At 59.1% G+C, this 23958-nt stretch carries 26 protein-coding genes; 10 read left to right on the top strand and 16 right to left on the bottom strand.

Features of this window, described 5'->3' with window-relative positions; all coding sequences use genetic code 11:
* Positions 1 to 33: 33 nt before the first annotated feature.
* The 3 genes from P9M14_09030 to P9M14_09020 are packed head-to-tail and all read left to right on the top strand — an operon-like array spanning position 34 to position 1604.
* Positions 34 to 735: a hypothetical protein gene (locus tag P9M14_09030; GenBank protein ID MDP8255880.1), complete on the top strand. Its 702-nt coding sequence runs from the start codon at positions 34 to 36 to the stop codon at positions 733 to 735.
* Between the two features lie 57 nt (positions 736 to 792).
* Positions 793 to 1362 carry a hypothetical protein gene (locus P9M14_09025; protein MDP8255879.1) on the top strand — a complete coding sequence of 190 codons (570 nt, stop codon included), beginning with the start codon at positions 793 to 795 and terminating at the stop codon, positions 1360 to 1362.
* 32 nt (positions 1363 to 1394) lie between these two features.
* Positions 1395 to 1604 carry a hypothetical protein gene (locus tag P9M14_09020; protein MDP8255878.1) on the top strand — a complete coding sequence of 70 codons (210 nt, stop codon included), beginning with the start codon at positions 1395 to 1397 and terminating at the stop codon, positions 1602 to 1604.
* 3 nt (positions 1605 to 1607) lie between these two features.
* On the opposite strand, the gene P9M14_09015 is transcribed toward P9M14_09020, so the two are convergent.
* The 5 genes from P9M14_09015 to P9M14_08995 all read right to left on the bottom strand — a co-directional run bounded on the left by P9M14_09015 (position 1608) and on the right by P9M14_08995 (position 6323).
* Complete coding sequence (locus tag P9M14_09015) at positions 1608 to 2288, bottom strand: hypothetical protein (GenBank protein ID MDP8255877.1); 681 nt, start codon at positions 2286 to 2288, stop codon at positions 1608 to 1610.
* 23 nt (positions 2289 to 2311) lie between these two features.
* Positions 2312 to 3328, bottom strand: coding sequence for a 2-dehydropantoate 2-reductase (locus P9M14_09010; GenBank protein ID MDP8255876.1), 1017 nt, complete (start codon positions 3326 to 3328; stop codon positions 2312 to 2314).
* A 1-nt stretch (position 3329) separates the two neighbouring features.
* Positions 3330 to 4220, bottom strand: coding sequence for an acetoacetate decarboxylase family protein (locus P9M14_09005; protein ID MDP8255875.1), 891 nt, complete (start codon positions 4218 to 4220; stop codon positions 3330 to 3332).
* Positions 4221 to 4296: 76 nt separating this feature from the next.
* Entirely contained in the window at positions 4297 to 4608 is a 312-nt protein-coding gene (locus P9M14_09000) for a PilZ domain-containing protein (protein ID MDP8255874.1), read from the bottom strand.
* A 17-nt stretch (positions 4609 to 4625) separates the two neighbouring features.
* The gene (locus tag P9M14_08995; protein ID MDP8255873.1) at positions 4626 to 6323 is read right to left on the bottom strand and encodes an acyl-CoA dehydrogenase; all 1698 of its coding nucleotides are present in this window, start codon (positions 6321 to 6323) and stop codon (positions 4626 to 4628) included.
* Between the two features lie 345 nt (positions 6324 to 6668).
* On the opposite strand from P9M14_08995, the gene P9M14_08990 reads away from it, so the two are divergent.
* On the top strand, positions 6669 to 7847 hold the full coding sequence (locus P9M14_08990; GenBank protein ID MDP8255872.1) for a right-handed parallel beta-helix repeat-containing protein: 1179 nt from the start codon (positions 6669 to 6671) through the stop codon (positions 7845 to 7847).
* Between the two features lie 236 nt (positions 7848 to 8083).
* Here the strand turns inward: P9M14_08990 and P9M14_08985 are convergent, their stop codons facing one another.
* Positions 8084 to 9208 (bottom strand): pentapeptide repeat-containing protein, encoded by a 1125-nt coding sequence (locus P9M14_08985; GenBank protein ID MDP8255871.1) that lies wholly within the window; start codon positions 9206 to 9208, stop codon positions 8084 to 8086.
* Positions 9209 to 9430: 222 nt separating this feature from the next.
* On the opposite strand from P9M14_08985, the gene P9M14_08980 reads away from it, so the two are divergent.
* Complete coding sequence (locus P9M14_08980) at positions 9431 to 9859, top strand: hypothetical protein (GenBank protein ID MDP8255870.1); 429 nt, start codon at positions 9431 to 9433, stop codon at positions 9857 to 9859.
* Positions 9860 to 9969: 110 nt separating this feature from the next.
* Positions 9970 to 10482, top strand: a complete 513-nt coding sequence (locus P9M14_08975; GenBank protein MDP8255869.1) for a hypothetical protein — start codon at positions 9970 to 9972, stop codon at positions 10480 to 10482.
* Here the strand turns inward: P9M14_08975 and P9M14_08970 are convergent, their stop codons facing one another.
* The 3 genes from P9M14_08970 to P9M14_08960 form a co-directional block, all read right to left on the bottom strand.
* Complete coding sequence (locus P9M14_08970) at positions 10483 to 11061, bottom strand: metal-dependent hydrolase (GenBank protein ID MDP8255868.1); 579 nt, start codon at positions 11059 to 11061, stop codon at positions 10483 to 10485.
* Complete coding sequence (locus tag P9M14_08965) at positions 11061 to 11519, bottom strand: hypothetical protein (protein ID MDP8255867.1); 459 nt, start codon at positions 11517 to 11519, stop codon at positions 11061 to 11063. The genes P9M14_08970 and P9M14_08965 overlap by 1 nt, the downstream gene beginning before the upstream one ends.
* A 126-nt stretch (positions 11520 to 11645) precedes the next feature.
* A complete protein-coding gene (locus P9M14_08960; GenBank protein ID MDP8255866.1) occupies positions 11646 to 11843 on the bottom strand; it encodes a zinc ribbon domain-containing protein in 198 nt (65 codons plus the stop codon).
* Positions 11844 to 12017: 174 nt separating this feature from the next.
* On the opposite strand from P9M14_08960, the gene P9M14_08955 reads away from it, so the two are divergent.
* The 3 genes from P9M14_08955 to P9M14_08945 are packed head-to-tail and all read left to right on the top strand — an operon-like array spanning position 12018 to position 14007.
* Positions 12018 to 12650, top strand: coding sequence for a hypothetical protein (locus P9M14_08955; GenBank protein MDP8255865.1), 633 nt, complete (start codon positions 12018 to 12020; stop codon positions 12648 to 12650).
* A gap of 13 nt (positions 12651 to 12663) precedes the next feature.
* Positions 12664 to 13287: a hypothetical protein gene (locus tag P9M14_08950; protein MDP8255864.1), complete on the top strand. Its 624-nt coding sequence runs from the start codon at positions 12664 to 12666 to the stop codon at positions 13285 to 13287.
* A 3-nt stretch (positions 13288 to 13290) separates the two neighbouring features.
* Positions 13291 to 14007: a DUF92 domain-containing protein gene (locus P9M14_08945; protein MDP8255863.1), complete on the top strand. Its 717-nt coding sequence runs from the start codon at positions 13291 to 13293 to the stop codon at positions 14005 to 14007.
* Positions 14008 to 14018: 11 nt separating this feature from the next.
* On the opposite strand, the gene smpB is transcribed toward P9M14_08945, so the two are convergent.
* The 3 genes from smpB to P9M14_08930 form a co-directional block, all read right to left on the bottom strand.
* The gene (gene smpB / locus P9M14_08940; GenBank protein ID MDP8255862.1) at positions 14019 to 14477 is read right to left on the bottom strand and encodes an SsrA-binding protein SmpB; all 459 of its coding nucleotides are present in this window, start codon (positions 14475 to 14477) and stop codon (positions 14019 to 14021) included.
* A gap of 82 nt (positions 14478 to 14559) precedes the next feature.
* Positions 14560 to 15030 carry a histone H1-like repetitive region-containing protein gene (locus P9M14_08935; GenBank protein MDP8255861.1) on the bottom strand — a complete coding sequence of 157 codons (471 nt, stop codon included), beginning with the start codon at positions 15028 to 15030 and terminating at the stop codon, positions 14560 to 14562.
* 302 nt (positions 15031 to 15332) lie between these two features.
* On the bottom strand, positions 15333 to 16478 hold the full coding sequence (locus P9M14_08930; GenBank protein ID MDP8255860.1) for an NAD(P)/FAD-dependent oxidoreductase: 1146 nt from the start codon (positions 16476 to 16478) through the stop codon (positions 15333 to 15335).
* Positions 16479 to 16566: 88 nt separating this feature from the next.
* Here P9M14_08930 and P9M14_08925 point away from each other — a divergent pair, with 88 nt between their 5' ends.
* The gene (locus P9M14_08925) at positions 16567 to 19254 is read left to right on the top strand and encodes a PAS domain S-box protein (protein ID MDP8255859.1); all 2688 of its coding nucleotides are present in this window, start codon (positions 16567 to 16569) and stop codon (positions 19252 to 19254) included.
* A gap of 19 nt (positions 19255 to 19273) precedes the next feature.
* Here the strand turns inward: P9M14_08925 and P9M14_08920 are convergent, their stop codons facing one another.
* Genes P9M14_08920 through P9M14_08905 form a run of 4 tightly spaced genes read right to left on the bottom strand, consistent with a single transcriptional unit; the run spans position 19274 to position 23896 of the window.
* Positions 19274 to 21481: a hypothetical protein gene (locus tag P9M14_08920; GenBank protein MDP8255858.1), complete on the bottom strand. Its 2208-nt coding sequence runs from the start codon at positions 21479 to 21481 to the stop codon at positions 19274 to 19276.
* 47 nt (positions 21482 to 21528) lie between these two features.
* Positions 21529 to 21951 (bottom strand): archease, encoded by a 423-nt coding sequence (locus P9M14_08915; GenBank protein ID MDP8255857.1) that lies wholly within the window; start codon positions 21949 to 21951, stop codon positions 21529 to 21531.
* Positions 21951 to 22847, bottom strand: a complete 897-nt coding sequence (locus P9M14_08910) for a polyprenyl synthetase family protein (protein MDP8255856.1) — start codon at positions 22845 to 22847, stop codon at positions 21951 to 21953. Before P9M14_08910 ends, P9M14_08915 begins: the two co-directional genes overlap by 1 nt.
* Positions 22844 to 23896: a histone deacetylase gene (locus P9M14_08905; GenBank protein ID MDP8255855.1), complete on the bottom strand. Its 1053-nt coding sequence runs from the start codon at positions 23894 to 23896 to the stop codon at positions 22844 to 22846. Before P9M14_08905 ends, P9M14_08910 begins: the two co-directional genes overlap by 4 nt.
* Positions 23897 to 23958: the final 62 nt, after the last annotated feature.

Genomic DNA, 23958 nt, shown 5'->3' with positions numbered 1-23958 from the left:
TTAAATCATAGTCGCTCAATCCAGAGGGGATCGATGAAGCGCTTACTGTTCCTGGCCCTTGTTGCCCTGCTGTGCCTCGGCGTCGGTCTGGTGATCTCGTGCAGCGGCGGCGGCGATGACGACGATGGTTCCGATGGCGGAGACGACGATGATGACGACGATCTGGATGAAAATGAACCATATATTCGTGTTGAAGGACGGATATTTGATGATGATTTTTTATGCTATTTCGATGATCCGGAAGGAGAACCTATTTATATTGGCGGAGCAATGGGCTCATATTATATGCATTTTATCTTTTCCGGCACATACCTGGAAAATAAAAGCGCTTGGTATGTATCAGAGCACATCCATATTAGATATTGGTGTAATGGGGCTCAAGATTACAATCCTGGTGAATATTCGTTTTCCGAAGCATTCTTTAGTATAAGCGACACGCCTGGTGGAGAAACTACAAACTCATATTCATTTGAGGGATCAGGAACCTTTTCGTGGCAAATTCAATCTGAATCTGAGGAATATGAGGTGGTACTGGGTCATTGGGAAGGTTGTGACGAGGAAATTGACTATGACTATCCTGAGTTTAAGAACTCTTTTGAAGATAATGATGCCTGTGTTACTATTGATTTCCTTGTGCCATTTCGTATTGATGATGGCGACTTCGGCGGTCCGGACGACGACGACTCCGGCGATTCGGACGACGACGACTCCGGCGATTCGGACGACGACTGCTAGGGCGATGACGACGAGGACTGGTGGCCGCCGCCGGCCGGGCTGAGTTTCCTCTATCAGGTGGCCGAGTGGTCGGGCGGCAGTCACGAGCTCGAGGCCGAGGTGCTGGGCGATGACGAGTTCAACGGCAACACGTACACCCTGTTGCAGTTGGGCGACTTTGATGCCGCTGACATCGTGGGCCTGCACGGCTGGTTCGATTTCTCGGTGGAGGACCAGGTGGGATTTGCCGGAGCGGAGATCTTCTGGACCAATCAGGACAAGGCTGATACGGACCCGGACGGGATCTTCGTGATGGACGAGCTGATCTACATGTTCATCAGCGATACGTTGAACGATCCGCAGACCGACACCGGCAGCGGCACCTGGACAATCTGGGGCGATGAGACCGACTTCTACGTGGAGCTGACCTCCGAGACCATCGCGCTGGACGTGACCGTGGACGTGCCATACGGCACGGTGGAGCACTGCAAGCAGGTGAACATCACGGCGCACCAGGAGTTCGGCATGTGGCCCGATTCCGACGGCACCGCGACCCTCTACTTCCATCCGGAGCTGGGGTTGGTCAAGGAGTCGGGAGCCAAGATCATGGGCTTCGGGTTGGAGCTCAAGGATATTTTCGCGGAGTAAATTCTGGAAGTCCGTTAACCAAGGAGGCTGCTATGCGCCGTTTGCTGTTGGCCGTGATCGTGGTGGTGTTGTTCGTGTCTGTGGGGGTCGGTGTGTTCATCTATGATGCGACGTCGCAGCCTGACTACTCGTTCTGTGGCGCGTGCACCACGGACAGCGATTGCGGCGTCGGATTCAAGTGTTGCCCAGGGGACTGTCCTGAAGGGCAGATGAAGTGCTATCAGGTTGATACCTGTCCGTAGCCTTTACGGGCGCAGGTACCGTATCTCGATCTTGCTGAAGATCTGTTTGGCCGAGGTGAGGTTGGAAAGGTCGGGGTCGATCTTGTGATCCAGGCCCAGGACGTGGCCGTGGCCGATGAGCGTGGGTGTGAGTTCCGTGCTTTGCGCGTCGGCGGGTGTGAACGTCGCTTTCCAGATCACCGAGGGTTGGCCGTTGAACTCGCAATATCCGGGCTGGCCCTCTTTGGCGTCTTTAGAATAGAAGTCGTTGTACTGGAACGAGCAGTTGGCCTCGATGAACACCGAGAGCTCTTTGTTCATCAGCTCGTTGGGGATCGGCCAGGTGATGGTCTGCAAATTTTTGGGCGTGGCCGAGGAGACCGCGTCCGGGTTATAGCCCGGCTCATTGGCCCGCACCGCCTCCCAGACCGGCGCTGCCGAGGGGCGCGACTTGGTGCCGAACCATTTGTCGTACCCCAGCTTCTTGCTGACATAGATCGTGATCGCCCGGCCGTCGGCCGCGTCAACGACCCACACCGCGTAGCTGGGGTAGTTGGTTCCCCAGATTTTGGTCGGCAGCACGTCCTTGTTGATCTCGAGCTCGATCTGCAAATACGCCGACTGCTCCTGGGCCGAGGCGAAGCACGTGAGGAGCAGCAATCCCGCGACAATCAACAGTACGACTCTGTGTTTGGCGGCGAGCATCATCTACTCCTAATCCGCATCGCCTACAGCCGTTTTTGCACTTCCTGCCAGACCTGCCGCACGTCCAGCGGCACGAACTCGGGCTTGCCAAACTCGGTTTTGCACAGCTCGTAGATCGCGCGGTTGTACGGCGCGGGATGGCCGATGCGCTGGGCGATTGTGAGGATCTCGCCGTTGATCGTCTCGAGCTCGGACTGGCCGCGGCGGTGTTGCAGCACGTCCTGGGCCATGGAGCTGAGCACCATCTTTTTAACGTTTTTTTCGAAGATGCCCTTGGTGATGATTCGCGGCAGTTTGGCCCCGACCCACATCGTGCGCCACGGCGGCATGCCGCCGAGCTTGCACTCCTTGATCCCCGCGCTGCGCACAATCTCGACGCCTTCCCACATCATGCCGGTGAGCAGCTTTTGGAACAGCGCCGGGTCCGAGAGCGGCTGCTGCTTGTGGCCGATCAGCGTGGTCAGCGAGTTGGTGAGGTTGATGACCAGCTTGCAGTGCGCCGCGTCGTTGAAGTGATCGGTGACCACGGTCTCCACGCCGCGATTGAAGATCTCGGCGATGCGCTCCATCTCGGGCCGCAGCGAATTGTCCGGCGTGCCCAAAATCAGCGGACCCTTTTTCTGATAGCCGATCAGCCCCGGCTCGTCGGCCCAGGCGTTGAAGGAGATCACGCAGTAGACGACTTTGGAAAAGTACTTGGGCAGCACCTGCTGGTTATAGATGCCGTTTTGCATCGCCATGATGATCGGCCGATCGCCCATGGTTTTTTTAATCTGCTCGGCCGCAAACTCGATGCTGTAGTTCTTGACCCCGAGCACCACCAGGTCGGCGTCGGGCACCTGTTCGAGGCTGTCGATCACCTGCGGGTTAACGGTCGAGAGCAGGTTGCGGTCGTCGACGTGATACAGCGTAATGCCACGCGCGCGTAGCGCTTGGGCTACTTCGCCCTGGTCGAGCACGTAGGTATCTGCGTTGTGGGGAGTGATCCAGCCGGCCACGCAGCCGCCGATTACGCCGGAGCCGAAGAAGACGATCTTCATCTTATTTATCCTCGAAGCCGAACGGGGGTTTGTAGTCGGCGTTGGACAGGTCGAAGCACGAGCTCATGCGCTCGGCGTATCGCAGTTGGAACGGCTGACGCTCGAGCTCGAGCCGCTTGAGCACCTCGGCCGACGGGCCGTTGCCCAGCTTGAGGTATTCGCGGTCGGGCTCGACGTTGGTCTTAAACAGCAGGTCCATGCGCTTGGTCACGTTGAACTGGGCTTTAAAGCAGGTGCGCGACTGTTTCAGCTCGTTGCCCAGCCTGCTGTAGAGATTGGAGCAGACGTCGAACCCGGTGGGCTTGCCCGCCTTGGGCACGCGCAGCTCAAAGTACTGGTCGCCCGATTCCTCGAACGCGCGGGTTACGCAGTCGCCGTTTTCATCGTCAATGTCGATGCGCTGTACGACCTTGGGCAGTCCCCAAATTTTGAGCCCGCGGATCTGGTTTTCCAGCGACGTCACGGGCATCGAGAACACGTAGTAGCCAAAGCGCGGAAACACGTCGAGCACCATGGGCAGCAGCGGCACGTTGATGCGCGGCGCGATCTGGATCGGGATCGTCATTGCGATCTCGTTGTAGGGCGCCACGCCGAGCACCTTGCGGTAGACGTAGTTCGAAAACGCCACCAGCGCGCGGCCGCGCGGCATGCGCACCGGCTCCATCTTGGGGTGCGGCAGCAGCTCCTTGGCCCGCTGGTACGAGCAGAGGAACACGGCCATGGCGCAGGTCACGTCGCCGTAGAACGTGGGAAACTTGTAGTCCTTGGACACCGCGTCGTTAAGCTTCAGCGGCTGCGGCGCGCTGCGCAACGTAAAGCGCTCGAAGAACGGGTCGCTGAACTCGTTTGCGTTGTCTAAAAGTCCGGGATCAATGTTGAAGGTCGGGTCCATGGGGTTTACCTCGAATGGATTGCGGGCGGGATTTAAAAGCTATCTTGCGCCGTGGGGACAGTCAAGCAGGCGGACCTCAGCGCGCGCGCAGATTGCCCGAAAGTTCGCTGAGCAGATCCAGGTAGGCCAGGGGGCGCTCATGCAGTTCGACGCCCATGCTTTGGCCGGCCTTGCGCCAGCGCACCACTCCGTGCAGATCGATGTCGCCCGAGTCGGTCTGCAAACGGATCAGCAGTTCGGTCTTGGGCGGCGGGACCTTCCTGGCCGCGATCTCGATTCCCTCGCGCGAGAGGTTGCGCGTAAAGCCCTGGTTGCGCGGCTCGTCAGTGCCGAACAGCAGCATCAGGCGCTTGAGGACTCGGCTTGAGCCGCGGCGTTCTTCGTTCATACGGCTCGGTTCTCAGCTCAGGGATTCATCTCGTAGGCGTCCTTGAGCGGGTAGACGAACTCGCTCCAGACGCGCTCGTAGCGCTGCTGATCGACCGCGGGTTTGCGGATCATCTTCAGGCAATATTCCTGCTGCGTTTCCGTGCTGCTGGGTTTGGCGTAGAGCTGGAGCGCGAACTTGGAGAAGTCGCGCACCATGAAGTCGAAGATCTGGTCGACCACGTCGTTCTCGAGCTTGTACAGCTCGGCGTTTTCCAGCACCAGCTGGCCGTAGACCACCAGGGTGAAGATCTCGCCGATGGTCAGCAGGAAGTCCATGTCCTTCTGCTGATCGCCCATTGGCGCGGCAGCCATCAGCGCCTCTTTGAAGATCTCGATCTGCTCGCGGAACAGCCTGACGTTGGGCAGGTCGAACTTGCCGTAGGCGACGTTGTAGTCGTGGAACTGGACTTTGCCCAGGCCCCTGGTCGGACCCTGGTCGAACAGGAACGCGTCGTCGCCGATCTGGTCCTGAGTGCCCATCTCCGGAAACTGGCCGGGGTTGAAAAAGTAGTTGGGCATGAACTTGAGGATCAGCGCGATGTTGACGTGCACCGTGCCCTCGAGCTTGGGCAGGGCGCGGATGTCGCGGGCCGCGCTTTCGAAATACATGTCGCTCTCGAACCCCTTGGCCGCGATCACGTCCCACAGCAGGTTGATCACGTCCTCGCCCTGGGTGGTGACCTTCATCTTGACCGCGGGATTATAAAGCAAATAGCGCCGATCCTCGCGCGATGCGGTGCGCATGTAGTCGGCGGTGCGCAGGGCAAAGAGCTTCATCGCCACCAGCCGCGAGTAGGCGTCGACGAACGACTGCTTGACGTGCGGGAAGTCGGTGACGTGCATGCCGTAGAGCACGCGGTTGGCCGCATGCTTGATCGCCTCGTAGAACGCGTGGGTGGAGATGCCGATCGAGGCCCAGCCCAGGTTGTACTTGCCCACGTTGACCGTGTTCAGCGCCGAGTCCCAAGCGTTCTGGCCTTTGCTTAGGATCTCGTCCTCGCCGACCTCGTAGTCGTGCAGCGCGTACTCGGCCACGTACGATTGTGCGTTGACGATGTTCTTGACCAGCTCGTACTGCGGTTTGAGGTAGTTGGCGATGAAGAACACGTAGTCGCCGCTCTCCGCGAACTTGCCGAAGGTCGAGACCATCTTGGCCTCGTTGCCGTTGCCGATGTAGTACTTGCTGCCGTTGGCCTTGTACTTTCCCTCACCCGCCTCGGTCAGCGCCATTTCGGTGGAATAGACGTCGGCCCCGTGCGCGCGCTCGGACAGGCCGAAGGCGAAGATCTCGCCGTCGATCAACTGCTGTGCGGCGCGCTGCTTGAGCTGCTCGTTGTCGCTCATCCAGATCGGCCCCAGCCCGAGAATCGAGACCTGCCAGGCGTACCAATAGTGCAGGCCGTAGAACGCCAAAATCTCGTTGAACTCGCAGATGCGCCAAGTGTCCCAACGCGAGTCCTCGGCGCCGTACCCCGCCGGGGTGAGCAGCGTGGCGAACAGCTTCTCTTGCTTGTTGAAATCGAGGAAGTCGCGGTACCAGGTGCGCTCGCGGTCGTCCTGCTTGAGCTTGCCCTTGCCCTTGCTCTCAAAGAATTCGATGGTCTTGAGCATCAGCTCGCGGGTGCGCTCGTCCGGGTAGTGGCGTGTGTGCTGCTTGGGGTTGAGCAGTATCATCGGCAAACCTCCTGATCTGGTGCGGGGGAAGTCTTGCAACTTTGTTGGAGCCGCAAGGCTATGTCAAGCAGGTAAAGCCGAGTGTCGGATCAATCGCTAGTCCGCGACGATCACCTCGAGCCGATTGTAGTGCTTGAACATCCAGCGAAAAAACCGCACCCGCCGCTGGTTGCAACGGGCGAAATCCTGGCGGTAAGCGGTGAGACGGTGGTTGATGATTAAAGAATCCTGAGTTGTCATTAGAGAATAATATCACCCTTGTAAAGCAATACAATGTGGTATAATTAATTTTGAATTATCAAGTTCAATGCCTCGCAAGCTGGACGTTAGTTGCAAATATAAAAAATGAAGCCGCAAAAAAAAGTCCGATATCATGCCATTGCTCGCAGATGGTTTTTCATCGCTCCGGTAGTATCTGTAATAGTCATATTCTTGCTGTATTTAATTGTTACAGCGGTTGCCGCAACGAATCCACAAATGCCGGCATGGAAGCTAGTCAATGGTCTATTTAACAATGATAATTATGATGAGCATTTAAGCCACCAAAGACAATTTGATGATAATGATTCTGTAGAAGGTGACGAGAAGATAGTTCCTCCCGAGATAGACAATCGATGTGAAAACAGAGATCCCAATAATTATAACATAACTTGCGTAAAACCCACGCCAGGAATGAAAATTACAGAGACAACTGTTTTCTGTCCGGGGGAATATGATTTAAGTAATACCGACGAACCAGGGATAGTCATTGAATCGAACAATATTGGATTATACTGTGACGGAACAATCCTAAGAGGCAGAAAAGACCAAGCAGGAATAATGCTAAATGGTAAAAATGATTTTATTACCGGCTGTGTGTTGCATGAATTTCAAACTGGAATTATTGGAGGAGGTAACGGCTGTAAAATATCGGAAGTTAAAATATATAATCCGGAGAGAAGATTTATTGACTTAGAAGGAAGGGATCATCCCGTAGAGAAAGCAGCAATATGCAACTCCACTTTTATAAATGAAATTGGATCTGGATATGGAGTGGATTGTTTGAATTGTGTGGATGTGACTATTTCTGAAAACAGATACGAGAATCAATTTCCTTCTGTTGAATCTCCGATTGCAATAATGAATAGCCAAAAAGTCCTAATCAGAAATAACAAGATCGTGTCAAGGGGAGGGGCGGCTTGTAATGGAATATGGCTATCTGAAACATCGCATTCAATCGTTGAGGGCAACCACGTAGAGATGTACGGAGGAGAGGGGAGCCATATTTATAAGGGAGAGAATAACTGGGTTACAAATAATACGTATATTACTCATTATGATGGTAGTCCTCAAACTCAACCAGATGTGATTGAACTGGGGTCGGAAGGAAGCGAGAATGTACTTGTAGGCAATTACTTCTATTATGGAAGAGTATCTGATGAAGGATCAGAGAACGTATATTGCGTGGATGGCGTTGGGAATAGCTATCTCGCCGGAGCAACCTATCACGGTCCAGATCCAGGTCAAGGAACTTGCCGCAAGTAAGGCAAGTTCAATAAAAACTACCCAATATTTTTATGTCAATTGATTTGAGTTGTTTGACTTAGCCCCTGGGGCACGTTCTACGCCCCGATCACCTCAAGCCGATTGTAGTGCTTGAATAACCAGCGGAAAAACCGCACCCGCCGCTTGTTGTAACGGGCGAAGTTGCGATTGTAGGAGGTGAGTTGGGCATCGATATTTGTACTATCTGTATTCATATCAGCTTGTATATAAATGAGCTATTCTGTCTTTTGTTTATTGCATTCTTCGAGGGTACATCTTGTCATTGTATCCAATGTTGCTTGATCTAGACCTTTTGTGTCGTCATTGTATAGTGCGTCTTTGAAAATTGCACCATTCAATGGTGCGCCTCTAAAGTCGGCACCACAGAGATGAGCAGGTTTGGCTTTTGGAGTGCCTTTATCAGCAATTGAGAAATCGGCGTTGTTTAGGGATGCTTTGATAAAAATTGTATTAACACATGTTGCGCCATGAAACACAACTTCATTCAAGGTTGCGCCTTCAAAGTTCGCTCCGCTTATATGGGCACGAGTAAAATCTGCGCCACGGAGATTAGCAGGACTAACTGGTGGCCCGATATGTTTTTTGCCGTTGCTGAAATTAGTCCTAATCGCTTGTATTACATATCTAAAATTAGCGTTAACAAGATTTGCACCGCAGAAGCTTGCCCCAGATATATCGGTACTATGAAAACTGGCATTATTAAGAATAGCTTCCATCATATTTACTCTTTTTAAGGAGGAGCCATGAAACGAAGCATACGGGAATTTAGCCCCATCAAGTTCTTTTCCAAAGCCTACATCATTTAAATTGCAGCGAACGAGATCGATTTTTGAACCCTCGGGATCTAGGTTGTCGTTTCGTCTACCTAGTACACGGATTGCTGCCTCAATATCACGACCAGCACGTTCAGAAGATATCTCATCACCCTTACACTCTGAATGAACACGGATGTAATCGACCAATGTTACCACTATGGTCCAATGAAAAAATGTGTACTCTTTCATTATATGGCCCAATAAGTAGATAGCAATAATACGAGTAGAGCTATTTGGATGCCCTAACATATTTAAAGCTTTATGAAGTTTATCATTCATCAACTCTTCTTCTTTATGCTTTAATCGTAGATACCAAAAAGTGATTATAAAAGCAGCGGTAAGAAGCAAGCCATACAAGCTATCGCTATGATTAAGTACTAAAGTAAATAAAGGTGGAAATTGTATGCAATTTAAAAATTCGATAAGGGAAAATAATATAAGCGTCGCGAAAGCGGCTTTAATTAAAGAACGAGCAGTTTTAGTCATCTCTGACCAATATTTTTGTATATCAGTGATCCAATGCATTTCCGAACCTCTTTCTTGAAAATTCAACAAACTTATTATACGCCCTTTGTGAGATGAAATCCAGGGAGAAGTAGCCGCGTTTGGCTTCCAGGTAGAAGGCGGCGGCAAAGGAGTTGCTTTCATCGTGTGCAGTTAGTATAAGGTTAAAATATAAAAAGAAATAGCATGCGAGGGTTTTCGGGGTTCGGAAAAGGGACTTTTCCCAGAATCAGGGGGATGGCAATGCACAGCCAAAGGTTCGGGGCGGTGCTGGTCTGCGTGATGATCGGGAGCGCTGCGTTATTCTGTGTAGCGTGCGGAATGCTGCCGGGGTCGTCAGGGAACGACCTGAAAGCGTGTCAGGACAGGCTGTCCGGGTCTTGGGAGCACGAAGCGGGCCGGGGGATCAAGATCAGAACCACGTTTGAATTTGGCAGTGGCCAAAGGATCCTGGAAGTGACCTCGCGTCGGCCTGAAGTGGCCTCGCTATCAATGACGAGCTGTTCAGGCGACAAGGCCGTGGTGGTCATTGACAACCAGGAGATATACGTCACTATTAAAAGCAAAGACGCCATTGTGTTGGACAATCCGGCTGCCGAGTCCCAAAGCGCCAATGAGATCGTATGGACCAAGGTGCGATATCATCCTGTTAACACCCGCCATCGGTTTTAAACCGCTTCCTCAGCGTCTCACAGAGGTATTTGCCAACCTTTTACGAGATGAATTCAAGCTGAAACATCGAGCGAATGTAAATATTGACAAAACAGTGTAGCTATTATAGTTTGTATGCAATCAAGGTAAATGAGGGCGCGATGGGGAATAAGTATAGGTCGATAATATATTATATTTGTATTGTATTACTGCTGTTCGGTTGCCTCTCTTGCACCAGCGACGATGATAGCGATGACAACAGCAGGTCAGAAGACAACAACAATGATGACGTGAATATCGATGGCGACGACGATATCGATGGCGACGACGATATCGATGACAATGATGATGATCATGACGAAGACGACGAGGGCAACGATGACGAGGAGGATTTCGGGCACGACGCTTGTGTCGAGCGTTGCGATATGTTGTTGAATTGCTCAGACGCCCAAAGGATTTTTGAACAACCTTCGATTGCTGAGTGCGTCGCCTCGTGCGAAGCCGATTCCGAGGAAATGCATTGCTATCGCCACGAGGAAGAGGGGCTTAATTGTCTGGAGAGGGTCTGTCGAGCGTTAAAGTGCGATCCTGATCGATCTCTTTTCCAGCCCACACCCGGGTGGAACTGGGCCGAATGCGAATAATTACCCGCTGGGCCAGTTTTCCCCAAACCGCTTCCTCAGCGTTTCGACGAACTTCTTATCAGCCTTTTGTGATACGAACTCCAGGGGGGAGTAGCCGCGTTTGGCTGCCAGGTAGAATGTAGCGGCGAGCATGGCGGCGGTAATCGCAAAGTTGGGCCAGGCGTTGAGCGCCCATTGGTGCGACCAGGCAAGTTCCCATTTGTCGGAGAAGGGCAGCAAATAGGGGATCGGCCATTGGTCGCCCTCAGGGCCGCGTGCGCCCACCAAATCGCCGAGCAGGTGCAAATGGAACGCCAGCAGGGCCAGCAGCGCGGTTATCGCGCGTCGGGTCTTGGCAAGCACCAGGGCCAGGGCAGTCAGCAGTAGGCCGAACCCCAGGTTGTGGCACAGCACGTGATGATATTGCGTCCACCAGAGCAGGGGCTGCTCGCTGTGCTGCGTGGCTTTCTCAGCCACAATCCCCAGGCCGTCGAGGTCCGGGGCAACTCCGGCAATCACGATCAGTGCGCGGTCGCGTCGGGTCAGCTCGACCGTGTTGGCCGTGACCCAGCCGATGAGGAAGTGCGAGACAGGGTTCACTAGCCTCTACGTTGGTCGACTTCGGCCTTGGCCGAATCGACGTCGGCCAGCAGCCAGGCGGCCTCGTCGGCTTGCCCCGACTCGTTGGTGTACTCCACGATCAGCAGCGGATGTCCCTTGGTCTTGCCCAGGAAGCTCTTGCCGGTGCGTGTTGCCGTGACGTTGCTCAGGGGGATCTCGAAATCCTTGCCCCCGACCCAATAGTCGAACACGATCCGATCGGCGGTCAGGGCCCAGCAGCCGTTGCCGCGCACCTGGGCCAGCCCTAAGGACTTGCGGCCGAAGCAGTTGGCCGCGGGCTCGAAGCGCAGCAGGTTGTGCTCGCCCACGCGGGCCAGCAGCGCGTCGCGTTTGGACCGGCCGACCTTGCGCACCTTTCCAAGCACCAGCACGCTGGCCAGCATCAGCGTCCCAACGATGCCAACCACCAGCAGTACGATCTGCCATGTGTTTATCAATCGCCGCCTCCCTTTGAGGGCTATACGCGCGAGTGATCGATATTATTCAATATAGATCGCCAAGGACCAACCTCGGCGGGGAGATGTGCGGAAAATCGAAGGCGCGACCGCGCCTGCTTACGAGCCTCAGCTAAAGCCCGTCGGCCCGGAGGAGCACGACGAGCTCGAAAGGCCGCCCCCGCCCCCGCTGCTGACGAATCCCGAGAGTTTGCGCTCGGGATCACCTTGGCACTTGGGGCAGCGCACCTGGTCGCGCTTGGAGAGGCTGACGAGTTCATCAAACTCGAGGCCGCATTCTTTACACTTATATTCGTACAACGGCATGTTGTAATCCTCGATTAAATATTCACGTATTGCAATATAGCAATTTATTGATATAAAGTCAAGAAGTACGCCGGTTTCTCGGGTAATGCATTGCCGGGGCTGGAATTCAACGCATTGCGCGCGTATTATTAGTCGCCATTTTTGGCGCACGGCACTGGATTTCGAGGAGGAATGATGCACGCCGAGTTGCGAGCCACATTGACCAACTACCGGTTTACACTGATCGCCTTCGGTCTGAGCATTGTGCTGCTCTGCGCGCTGCCGCTTTACGGTTGCCGCGAGAGTGAGCCGACTCCGGCGGACGCGCAGCCGGTCGAGCAGGCGGCCGTAGAAATGCCTCCACAAATGCCTCCGCAGATGCCTCCGCAGATGCCTCCGCAAATGGCTCCTACCGGGCAGCAGGGCATGGGCCAGCCGATCGAGCGCAAGGTGGTGGTGTCCGAGCAGGTGGAGCAGGCATACAGCAAGGTGCTGATCGCCATTAGCGAGCGCAAAACGCAAGCCGAGCTGCTGCAGGTCCAGGTGCCGATCCACGGCAAGCTGACCGTCGAGCAGACCGAGCCCAAGCTGACCATCGAGGTGCTGAACTTTTTGCCCGCATTCGTGATGAGCGAAGACTCGATCACCAGCGTGACCAGCGAGCCGCTCAATCCCGCGGCCCAGGTCAAGATCAGCGGCGAGGTCGATTGGCAGGGCTGGCTGTTCCGCGACATGCCCGACGTGCATCCCTATCCCGGCGAGCGCTACGCGATCGTGCTCAGCGGCTTCGTCAAGTCCGAGCAACCTGCGGCTGAGCCCACGGACTGAAATCCGATCCAGAATGAACAACGTCGCCTATTCCGAGCATCGGCGTAAAGCCGAGCATATCGCGCCGATCGCCTTCGCCTTTCTGCTTAAATATCTGCCGATCTGGCTGGCGCTGGTACTTGCCGTGCTCTCGGTGATCTACGGCATCGTCGGCTCCAAGCTGCTGATCAAAGATACGATGCGCGAGGACGAACGCCTGCGCGGATACTCGGCGGGCAAGATCGCCTACGGCGCGATGGTGCTGCTGCTGATTTTGGTTTTCCACACGCGTGAGCAAATGTGGATCGTGGCCGGCGCCTGGTCGATCATGGCTTTCGGCGACGCCTTCGCCAACCTGTTCGGCGTGAGCTACGGGGAAGACAAGCTGCCGTGGAACCGCGACAAGAGTTGGATCGGCACGCTGGCGTTCGTGTTCTTCGGCATTCTGGGCAGCGTGATGCTGATCGGCTGGTTCACTTGGCTGTGGCCGGTGCCGGGCATGCCGCTTTTAAACGGCGGTCAGATCTGGACCATCGCGGTGGTCGCCTCACTGTGCTGCGCCATCGTCGAGAGCCTGCCGCTGCCGGTGGTCGACAACATCACGGTCCCGGCCTGCGGCGCGCTGGTGATCTGGCTGCTGCAGTTGAAACTCGCCTAAACAATGGATCCCTTCTCGCCGCTGAACCTCTTACTCGGCTTGGGCATCAACGGTCTGATCGCCGCGGTGAGTTATCGCGCGCGCGCCGTGGACATCTCGGGCGTGATCGGCGGCCTGCTGGTGGGCATCGCGATTTGGATCGGCGGCGGATGGCAAGGCTACATGCTGCTGCTGACGTTCTTCATCGTGGGTACTGCGGCCAGCCGCCACAAGTACGCACTCAAGGCAGCCAAGGGGATCGCCCAGAAAAAGGGCGGACGCCGTAGCGCCAAGCACGCCCTGGCCAATACCAGCGTTACGGCCATCGTCGGCATCGCACACCTGGCGTTGCCCGATGCGATCTGGCCGCTGCCGTGCATGGCCGCGGGAATGGCCGCGGCGCTGGCCGACACCATCGCCTCGGAGTTGGGGCAGCTCTACGGCAAGCATCCCATCTCGCTCAACAACTTCCAGCGCGTGTCAGTGGGCACCGAGGGCGCGGTCAGCTTGGCCGGCACCGTGCTTGGGGGACTAGGCGGCGCGTTGATCGCCGCTCTGGCATTCGTATTGGGATTGGTCGATGGCAGCGGCGTGTTGCTCGTCTCCCTCGCGGCCTTGGTCGCGATCCACTTCGAGAGTGTGCTCGGCGGGATCTTCGACATCTGGCACCTGGATCCCAACGAGACACTGAACTTCACCCAGACCGCTGCCGCGGCGCTGATCGTCTACGCTCTAATTTAATTTAGTACGGGCTAGCGACGGCGCAACTCGCGCTCCATCTCGCGGTCCAGGTCGCGGCGCTTGAGCGTCTCGCGCTTATCTTGCGTGCGCTTGCCGCGACCGACTCCAAGCAGCACCTTGGCTTTGCCGCGGCGGAAGTGAATCTGCAACGGCACCACCGACAGGCCGCGTTGCGCAACCTTGACCGACAGGCGTCGGATCTCTTCCTTGTGCAACAACAGTCTGCGCCTGCGTAGCGGCTCGTGGTTGAAGCGGTTGCCGTGGGAGTACTCGTCGATGTGCACTGAGACCAAGTAGGCTTGGCCCTTATCGAAAGACACGTAGCCGTCGGTGAGGCTCGCGCGTCCCTCGCGCAGGCTCTTGACCTCGGTGCCCTGCAGCGAGAGCCCGGCTTCCAGTGTGTCCTCGATGGCGTAGTTGTGGCGTGCCTTGCGGTTTCTGGATACGACCTTGACGCCCTCGTCATCCATTCTGTTGCGGACCTCTTGAAAAGAAGAAAGGACGCCCCTCTCGGGAACGCCCTTCTAATCTAGCTCAGATTAAAGCGACCGACTATTTCTTCTTGGCCGGAGCTTTCTTCTTTACGACTTTTTTAGCCGGGGCCTTCTTGGCAACGACTTTCTTCTTCACGGCCTTCTTTGCCGGGGCCTTCTTGGCAACGGCCTTCTTCACGACCTTCTTCGCCGGGGCCTTCTTGGCAACGGCTTTCTTTTTCACGACCTTCTTCACGGCCTTCTTTGCCGGGGCCTTCTTGGCGACGGCTTTCTTCTTCACGACCTTCTTCACGGCCTTCTTCGCCGGGGCCTTCTTGGCGACGGCTTTCTTCTTCACGATCTTCTTTGCCGGGGCCTTCTTGGCGACGGCCTTCTTCACGATCTTCTTTGCCGGAGCCTTCTTTGCAACGGCCTTTTTCACGACCTTCTTTGCCGGAGCCTTCTTTGCCACAGCCTTCTTGGCTACAGCCTTCTTGGCTACGGGCTTTTTGGCTACCTTCTTTTTCGCAGCAGTTTTTTTCACAGGCACTTTCCTGACCTCCTGTTATGGTTAGCTCCCTCAGTCGAACCGTTGAGAGGCGAGACCAAACCATGCTGTGAATGACGCGCCGCGAATTCTCGTTGTCTTTTCCCATGCAGCTTCGCGACCCGCTCGACAGACACGCGACGCCTACTCGGCAACGGCCTGTCCGTACGGCGCCCGAAAATGCCCGTCAAATAGGGCTTTGGAAGCGCCGAACGATTTCCCCATATCGTTTTTCGTTTTTTTCCTGATGTTTCAAAGAACTGTTAAAAAACTTATATCGAAGCGCACTTGGCTATGTCAACAATTCACTTACGTTTGGAAAATAAAAACTGCACGGCGAGTTGACCGAAGAACAACGGCGCGGGGTAAATCAAGCGCTGCTTGAAGTTCGGATAGCTCAAGCTGCCGGTCAGATAATCGTCGATCGCGCGCCGCAACAAACTCGATCGCGGACCGAATAATCCAGCCAACCGCAGCGGGCCGCGACGCAAAATGCGCGACACGTAACGTCCGCAGAGGGCGAGCTCGGGCAGCACGCGTTTACGCAGTGCGTCAGCGTAGCGCCGCATCTCGCCGGCGGCGATCGCCTCGGCCGCCAGCTTGCCCGAGAGCATCGCCCAGCGAATGCCCTCGCCGGTGAGCTGGTCGCACAGCCCCGCAGCGTCGCCCACCAGCGCGAAGCGATCGCTCCACAATCCGTCGTCGAGCAACAGCCCGCCGCGTACCGCGGGCAGCGGATGGCCGAAGGGACGCGCGGCATCCACCGCCGCGGCCGGCAAATAATCGCGCGCCAGACGTTCGGCTTCGCGCCGCAGTTCGCGGCCGTCAGTGGCGGCGTAGGCGCCGACCACTCCGACGCTGGTGCAGTCCGGACGGGGGAAAATCCAGGCGTAGCCGCACAGCTGCGGCAGCATGCGCACCACGATCCCGCGCTGGAATCGCGCGGGCACGTAGAGACCTGAGCTGAGCGCCATGTCCTCGCGCGACAACGGCGTGGAGAGCCTGCGGCGCACGCTCGAGCTTGCGCCGTCCGCGCCGACCACGCAGTCGAAACGCTCGCCCTCGACCAGCACCGATGGTCCTGCGGGCTCGATCGTACGCGCGAAACGATCGACCCAACGCGCACCCGCGGATTGGGTGCGCCCCCGAAGCAGGCGCGCCAGGTCGGCCCTGGTCACCATGCGGATCGGACGGGAAAGCTCGATCTCGATTTTGTCGTCGAACAGTTCGATCCGCGCGCGGTCGGCCCTGGTGCAATTTTGATCCAGTGCGTGCATCCAGGGAAACTCGTCGAACAGCAGCGGGGTCAGTCCGCCGGCGCAGGGCTTCTCCCAGCAGACGCGTCCCTCGAACACCGTGACATCGCAGCCTGCGCGCGCCAGGTACTCCGCGCAGACCGCGCCCGCGGGACCTCCCCCAATGATCGCAACCTTGGTGTATCGACAACCCATTGCGCGGAGCGTAGCATCGAGAACGGTAAGGAGCCAGCCTGCAATATCATTCGTCGAGGTTGCGGGCCGGAAGCAGGGGATCGGGCGATTGGCTGAAGAAAATAACAACAAGTCGTTCAAGGCGATCGAGCTTCCCAGCGACCTGGGCAGCTTCGACGTCGACCTGCTCAAACGCGGCCTGGACATGCTGGGCATCTGCGTCATTGCGTTGACCACAGATCACAAGATCCGTTACGCCAACCGGTTTTTCATCGAGCTCTCCGGCTACGCTCTGGAGCAGTTGGTCGATCGGGACTTCATTGAGCGCTTCGTGCCGCAGGGCATGGGTGAAAAGGCGAAGACCGTTTTCAATTCCATGCTTGAGCAGGGTCGGCTTTCTTATCACGAGGCGACGATCGTCACTCGCTCAGGCGAGCTGCGCTGCTTGGCATGGAACTCGACGCTGTTTCGCGGCTGGCACGGACAAGAGCTGTTTCTGGTCTTCGGCCAGGACGTCACAGAACGCAAGGTCTCGGACGAAGCGTTGCGAAAGAGCGAACAACGCTACCGCCTGCTGCTCGAGAACGCCTCGGACTCGATCCTTATCGCCGACGTCAACGGCAAGATGCTCGACGCCAATCCCAAGTTTCTCGAGCTGCTCGATCGCCCCCTTGATTATTTAAAGCGCGAGGGAGCCCCCGGATTTATCACCCACGAGAACCTTAAGCACAGTCCGCTGCGCATCGCCGAGGTGATGCAAGGCAAGGTGGTGCGCCACGAGCGCGAGCTGCGACGCTCTGACGGTCGGGTGATACCGGTCGAAATTACGGCCTCGCGCATCGACGAGAACACCTTTCAGGCCAGCATCCGCGACATCAGCGAGCGCAGGCAGGCCGAGGAGGCGTTGCGCCGTAGCGAGGCAAAGTATCGCCAACTGATGGAGCAGGCCTCCGACGCGATTTTGGTCTACGACTCCAAGGGGCGGATCACCGACGTCAACCAAGCAGCCTGTCAGTTGGCGGGCCGCTTGCGCAACGAGCTGATCGGCAAGCTGCTGACCGACCTGCACCGGGCTGACGACAGAGAGCTTCACCAGCAGAACTTCAAGCGGGTATTGCGCGGCGAGCGGATATTGACCGAGGCCGTGATCGCCCGCGAGGACGGCAGCTCGGTCCAGGTCGAGATCAACGCCAAACGCCTGGGCGAGGATCGCGTGCTGGCGGTTATCCGCGACATCACCAAGCGCCGCGAGGCCGAGGAGGCGTTGCGTCAAAGCGAGGAGCGCTACCGCACGACGATCGACGCGCTGGACGACATCGTTCACGTGGCCGACCGCGATCTGCGGATCGTGTTGTGCAACGAGGCGCTGGAACGCGTCGCCTCCGAGTTGGGCTTCTCCGCTACGCCGGTGGGCGCCAAGATTTCCGAGGTCTTTCCCTTTATCCCGGAAAAGGCCTTGCGGGAGTATCGCGCGGTGTTCGAGAACGGCGAACCGCAGATCAGCGAAGAGTTCACCGAGACCGAGGACCGGCAGTTCTGGACCGAGACGAGCAAGATCCCGATCCACGATTCGTTGGGCCAGGTGCAGCGCGTGATCACGATCATCCGCGACATCACCGAGCGCAAGCGGATGGAGCGCGCGCTGACCGCCGAGGCCAAGATCGAGGGGCTGGAGATCCTCGCCGGCGGCATCTCACGCCGCCTGGCCGAACAGATGAGCGTGATCCTCGGTCACAGCGCGGTGGCCAAGTCGATCCTGCCCACCGACGACCGGGTCTACCGCAGCCTCGAGGCGATGGAGGAGGCCGGGCGCAGCGTGATGCGCATGGCCGAGCAGCTCAAGTACATTTCGGCCGAACCCCGCGCCCATCCGCGGCTGTTCGACGTTACCAGGCTGATCGAGGATTTGCTGCCCGAGCTGAACAAGACGATCGATCCCGTCTGGGAGGTGAAGCTCAAGATCAACAGCGCGCCGGCCCCGGTGCGCCTCGACTCGGGGATGTTCGAACAGGCCCTGCTGTCGCTGATGATCAACGCGCGCCAGGCCGCGCCGCGCGCCGATTCGGCCGAGATGATTGTCGACATGATCGATCTCCAACAGGCGCTGTCGGACGAGCGGGACACAATCCCGCCGGGCAGATACGTCACCGTCGAAATCATCGACCACGGGCCGCCCATCGACTCCCGGGCGCTGCAGACGCTGTTCATGCCGTTCACGATCGACCGCCGCGGCCAGCGTCACGGCGTGGGCCTGTCGATGGTCTACGGCATCGTCAAGTCCCACTCCGGGTACGTGCGGGCGACGAGCCGACGGGACGCGGGCAACTGCGTTACGATCTACCTGCCCGCCGCCGAGAACCTGGATCTGCGGCGCGAGCAGCTGATCTCCGGCGGCTTGACCTGCACCGTACTGCTGGCTCACGCCAAGCGGCATATGTCGGGCATGCTGCAGTCGGTGTTGACCCGTGCGGGCTACAGCGTGATCCCAGCCTCCAACGCTCGCGAGGCGATCGAGGCGGTGGAACAGCAGGGGCCGATCATCGACATTGTGCTGCTCGATCTGGGGTTGCCCCACGGTTCGGCCCAACAGGTGCTGCACGCGGTCGGCGAGCTGCGTCCGGAACTGGCCTTGATCGCCATCCGCTCGGATTCAGTGGTCCCGACGTTGAGCAGTGAGGACGAGGCGCGGATCCACAGCGTGCTTCCGTCTTCTAGCGACGCCGTGGCGGTGCTCGAGGTGCTGGACCTGCTGCTTGAACAGCAGACCGCCGAGGGCGGGCGGCAATCCCAACCCTGATCGCCCAGACAGCTATTTCTCAGCCTTCGGGATCAAGCTCCTCGGGCAGCACAAAGGCGGCGAGCAGACCCAGGGCCGCGCCGCAAAGGGCGGTCTTAATCAACCCCAAGTACAGCGGCAGCAACAGTGATAGCAAAACGCCGGCCGGCAACGCCAGGGCGCAGCAGACCACCAACCCGGCTGGTCCGAGCCTGCCCGAGGCCCCGGCCGTGAGGCCGGCTCCCAGCAGCGTGCCGAAGCCCGCGGCAGCGGGAATCAGCAACGCAGCGGCCAGCGCCGCGGCGGTCAGTGAATTGGCAGGCGGCGAAAGCAGGACGCGCGGTCCCAGGTAGACGGCCAACATCAGGTAGACCAGTTCCAGCGCCATCACGACCTTGATCCAGCGTCCGGCCGCATCGCGGGGCAGGGCGCGTGACAGGGCCGCGCCGATGCTCAGCCCCAGGGCTGCGGCTGTTGCGCAACCGGCGAGCGCCAGACCGTCGCGTCCGACCAGCGGCGCGAGCATTCGCCCCAGAACGAACAGCGAGGGGCCGATGGCCAACGCGGCCGCGGCCGCGCCCAGTCCGCTGCGAAAGGCGTGGACGCGCTGGGCGGCGCGCGAACGGCTCGACGGGATAAGCAACGTCCAGGCGCAGGCAACCAGCGACAGGCCGAACAGCGCTGCGGCAACGATCGCGCAGAACAGGATCAGCCGTTGCGGGTCGTTGGCCGCTCCGCCCAGCGCTCCGGTAAAGGCGAAAAAGAACGGCCGATCGCGCGAGGGCGAGCGATCAAGCTGTGGGCCGCCGACGTACTTGATCGCACAGCGGGTCAGGCGATCGCGGCCCTGCAGCAGGTGCGCGTGGTGGATCGTCAGACCGCGAGAGGTGCAGGCGCTGATCAGCGCGTCGATCCCGCCCACTGCGCGGCCGCCCTCGAACGGCGAGCGGCGGACCAGGATCAGCGCCAGTTCGTCGCCCTGCACCGCGAACACGTGACGCCGCGCGTCAAGATCGCCGAACGTCGTGCGCACCAGCGCCAGCAGACCCAGTAGCAGCCCCTCGTCCCCGGGCCAAGCCTCAATCACCAGCAGGCCCTCGTCCGACAGGTGTTCCAGAGCCGCCGCAATCCCCTCGCGCGTCAGCAGCCGGTCGGCGTGAAACAGCAGCTCGCCCGAGCGTGCGGCCCGCAGATCGACGCGCTGCGGCAGCCAGATCAGATCGAAACGCTGCTGACCCAGGGCGGCGATTCCGCGGAGTGCGGTCCAGGACAGCTCAACGGTCGGCTTGCCCAGCGCCATCGGGACCAGCGCGGACTCGGGCTGCGTCAGCACGCGGGTCGCTCCGTTGCGCAACATCCAGCGCGCCTGGCGATCGCCTGCCGCACCCAGGACCAGCACGTCGGTCGGGTCCAGCAATAAGGCGGGCAGTTTCGACACTGGCGGCGCGTCCCAACCCGGACCGGTCTGGAACCGCAGGCGGCGGTCGATCAACAGCCGGTCTCCGTCCGCACTTGGTTCGAGCTGAACCCGCGCCGCGCTGTTCCAATGCGCCCGGCCCGTTCCACGTTCGAGGTAGGGATGGAACAAGTCGACCGCTCCGGTGACCAGCAACGCCGAGGCTAGGCCCAGCCCGGACCAGACGATCCAGCGCGGGCCGTTGTTGAACGCCATCCAGGCGCAGCAAAGCGAGCAGACCATCGCCAGCACGAGCATTGCGCCCGGGCCGCCCAGCAGCGAGAGCAACGCCGCGCCGATGCCCAGACCCAGGCTCAAGCCGAACAGCGCCCGCGCCAGAGGACCGGCAGCGTTGCGCGAAGCGATGCACAGCGACCAGGACAGGGCCGAGCCGATCCAGAACAACACGACCGCCAGGCACAGGGACCAAACCGCGACCGCGACCCAGGCCGGACCCTGAACGCCGTCGAGGCGATCGGGCCACAGCCGGAATAAAATCGTGAACAACAGCAGTCCGACCGCGAGTCCGAGAAACGCGAACGCGGGCCAGGGCGCGTCCGGATTGCGACGCCTGATCCGTGCGGCGATCAGCGCGCCGCCTGCGAATCCCAAGCTCGCCAGGGCCGACGTCGGCGGGACCACGGAGTGCGCCAGCACAGCGTGTAGGCCGCGCAGCAACGGGAAGAACGCAGCGCCGGCCGCGGCAAACAGCAACAGGTCCACGCCGCCGGCGTCGAACTCGAGCTCGTCGTCGTCTTCGTTGTATGTCAGGTAGGCCTCGTCAACATCCATTGCCCGGCGACTCCATGCGCACAGCTTGGACCGATTGATCCAACAAGCTATACGTCGAACAGCACCCGTGCAACGATTTTGCCATCGCCGCGATCGATCTGTAGGCCGTGAAACGTCGCCGCCTTGATCTCGAGTTTGGGCGGCTCTTGGAGGTCGGCCAGCCTCACGCCCTGGGCGCTGCCGCTGACCCGGCCCGTCTCGAGCCGCGTAACCTCGACCTGCCTGACGGCGATCCGTTGCGCGTCGAGCACAAACAGCAGTTCGCTCAGCCAGCGTTGCAACAGGTGTTCCAGGTCGCGTCCCTCGACCTCGAGCTCCAGACGCTCGGCAGCCGGCGCCGCGTAATCGCCGACCGTCAGATCGTATAGCGCCTGCGCGGCCGCGACGAACAGCTCGCGCTCGTCGTGCGCCTCGAGCTCCAGATAGAGGTCCGCCGGATGATCGAGCACGCGATATGTCGGGTCGGTCATTAATCCGCTCGGTCGAGCACGTAACGCACCAGCTTGAGCAACGGATCGTAGCGCTGTTCGTCGAGGTTCGAGAGGCAGCCCAGCGCCTCGTGGGCCAGCTGCTTGGCGCGCAGACGAACCGAGTCGAGACCTAATGCCGCCACGGCCGTGGCCTTGTGCAGCTCGCGGTCGCGGCCTTGGCGTTTGCCGGTCTGTTGTTCGCTGCCGACCTCGGCCAGTACGTCGTCCTGAAGCTGGAACAACAGGCCGAGCTTGAGCCCGTAATTGCTTAGGCTCTGGACCTCGGCCTCGGCCCCTCCGCCCAGGCGCGCGCCCAGATAACACGCGACCTGGATCAGCCGCGCGGTCTTTCCCAGATGGATGCGCTCGACGTCTGCAATGTCGGGCGCAGCTCCCTGACTGACGATGTCGAGCCATTGCCCGCCGACCATGCCCCAGGCGCCGGCGGCGCGCGCCACGCGTCCGCTGACCTCGAGCAGCTCGTGGGCGTAGATCCCCGGATGGCGGCTCAGGTCTCCGAGCAGGACAAACGCCTCGCTGAGCAGCGCGTCGCCGATCAGCACGGCCTGGGCCTCGCCGAACGCCACGTGGGTCGAGGGTCGGCCGCGCCGCAGCTCGTCGTCGTCCATGGCGGGCAGATCGTCATGCACCAGCGAGTAGGCGTGGATCATCTCCAGGGCGCAGGCCGCGGGGAGTACCTGGTCCTGCTTCTCGCCCACGCAACGCGCAGCGGCCGATGCGAGGATCGGACGAATGCGCTTGCCCGGCCCGAGCAGCGCGTAGCGCATGCCCTCGACCAGTTGCGAGGGGGCCTCGAGCGTCCGAAGATATTCTTTGAGAAATGCGTCGACCCGGTCGCGCTGGAGTTCGAGATATCCGGCGAGGTCCAGGCTCACTGGGCCAGCGTCTCCCAGTACTTGCCGTTGACCATCAGCGCCTGGGCCACCAGCTGGCCGATGATCCGCGGCTTCTCCGGCTCGAGCTCCACACGCCCGCGTTCTGCGGGCTGCGCCAACATCGTCTCGAGCACGGCCTGGATGCTGTCGGCCTGGCCCTGGAGATCGTAGCCGCCCTCGAGCGTGACCAGCATCTTGCCGCCGCAGCATTCGTCCGCGACCTCGAGCAGCCGTAACGTCATTTGCTGATAGCCCAGCGGCGTGCAGTTCTCGCCGCCGAGCGGATCGTTGATGTGCGTGTCGAATCCGGCGGAGACCAGCAGCAGCTGCGGCTGATACTCGCGCAGCACCGGGCAGATCACCTGATCGAACAGTGTGACGTAATCGCCGTCGCCGTGGCCGATGCCCATCGGCAGGTTGAGGGAGAAGCCCTCGCCGACTCCGCTGCCGACCTCGAAGAAGTCGCCGGAGCCCGGGTAGAACGGCGAGCGGTGGGTCGAGACGTAGAGCACCTCGTCGCTTTGTTCAAACGAGTGTTGTGTGCCGTTGCCGTGATGCAAGTCCCAATCGACGATCGCCACGCGTTGCAGCCCCAGTCGGTCCAGTGCGTACCTGGCGGCTACGGCCACGTTGTTGAACAGGCAGAATCCCATGCCGCGGTCGGATTCGGCGTGATGTCCCGGCGGCCGCACCAGGGCAAAGGCGCTGTCGACCACGCCCTCGTGGATCAATTTAACCGCCTCGCAGCAGCTTCCCGCGGCCTGCAGCGCCGCGTCGTAACTGCGCGCGCTCAGCGGCGTGTCCATGTCCAGGGCCGAGGAGCGTACGCCCGCGGTCGATTCGACGCGCCGGATGTGGGAGAAGTCGTGGATCGCCAGTAGCTCGTCGCGTTTAGCGTCGCGCAACGGCAGCTGCTTGAGACGGTGGATCAGGCCGGAACTTTCCAGCATGCGCTGAATTACGACCAGACGCTGGGGGCTTTCCGGATGCATCGAGCCGGTGTCGTGCTCGGTAAATAACGGGCTGGTAACTATGCCGACAGTGGGCATCAGCGCCTCCTGGAGATTTTAGCCATTCTACGGCCGGCGCGCGTAAGGCCGCAAGCGCAGGG

Origin of the sequence: Candidatus Alcyoniella australis, from assembly GCA_030765605.1 — a bacterium.
Classification (GTDB): domain Bacteria; phylum Lernaellota; class Lernaellaia; order JAVCCG01; family Alcyoniellaceae; genus Alcyoniella; species Alcyoniella australis.
This window is presented reverse-complemented; position numbering and strand designations above follow the sequence as displayed.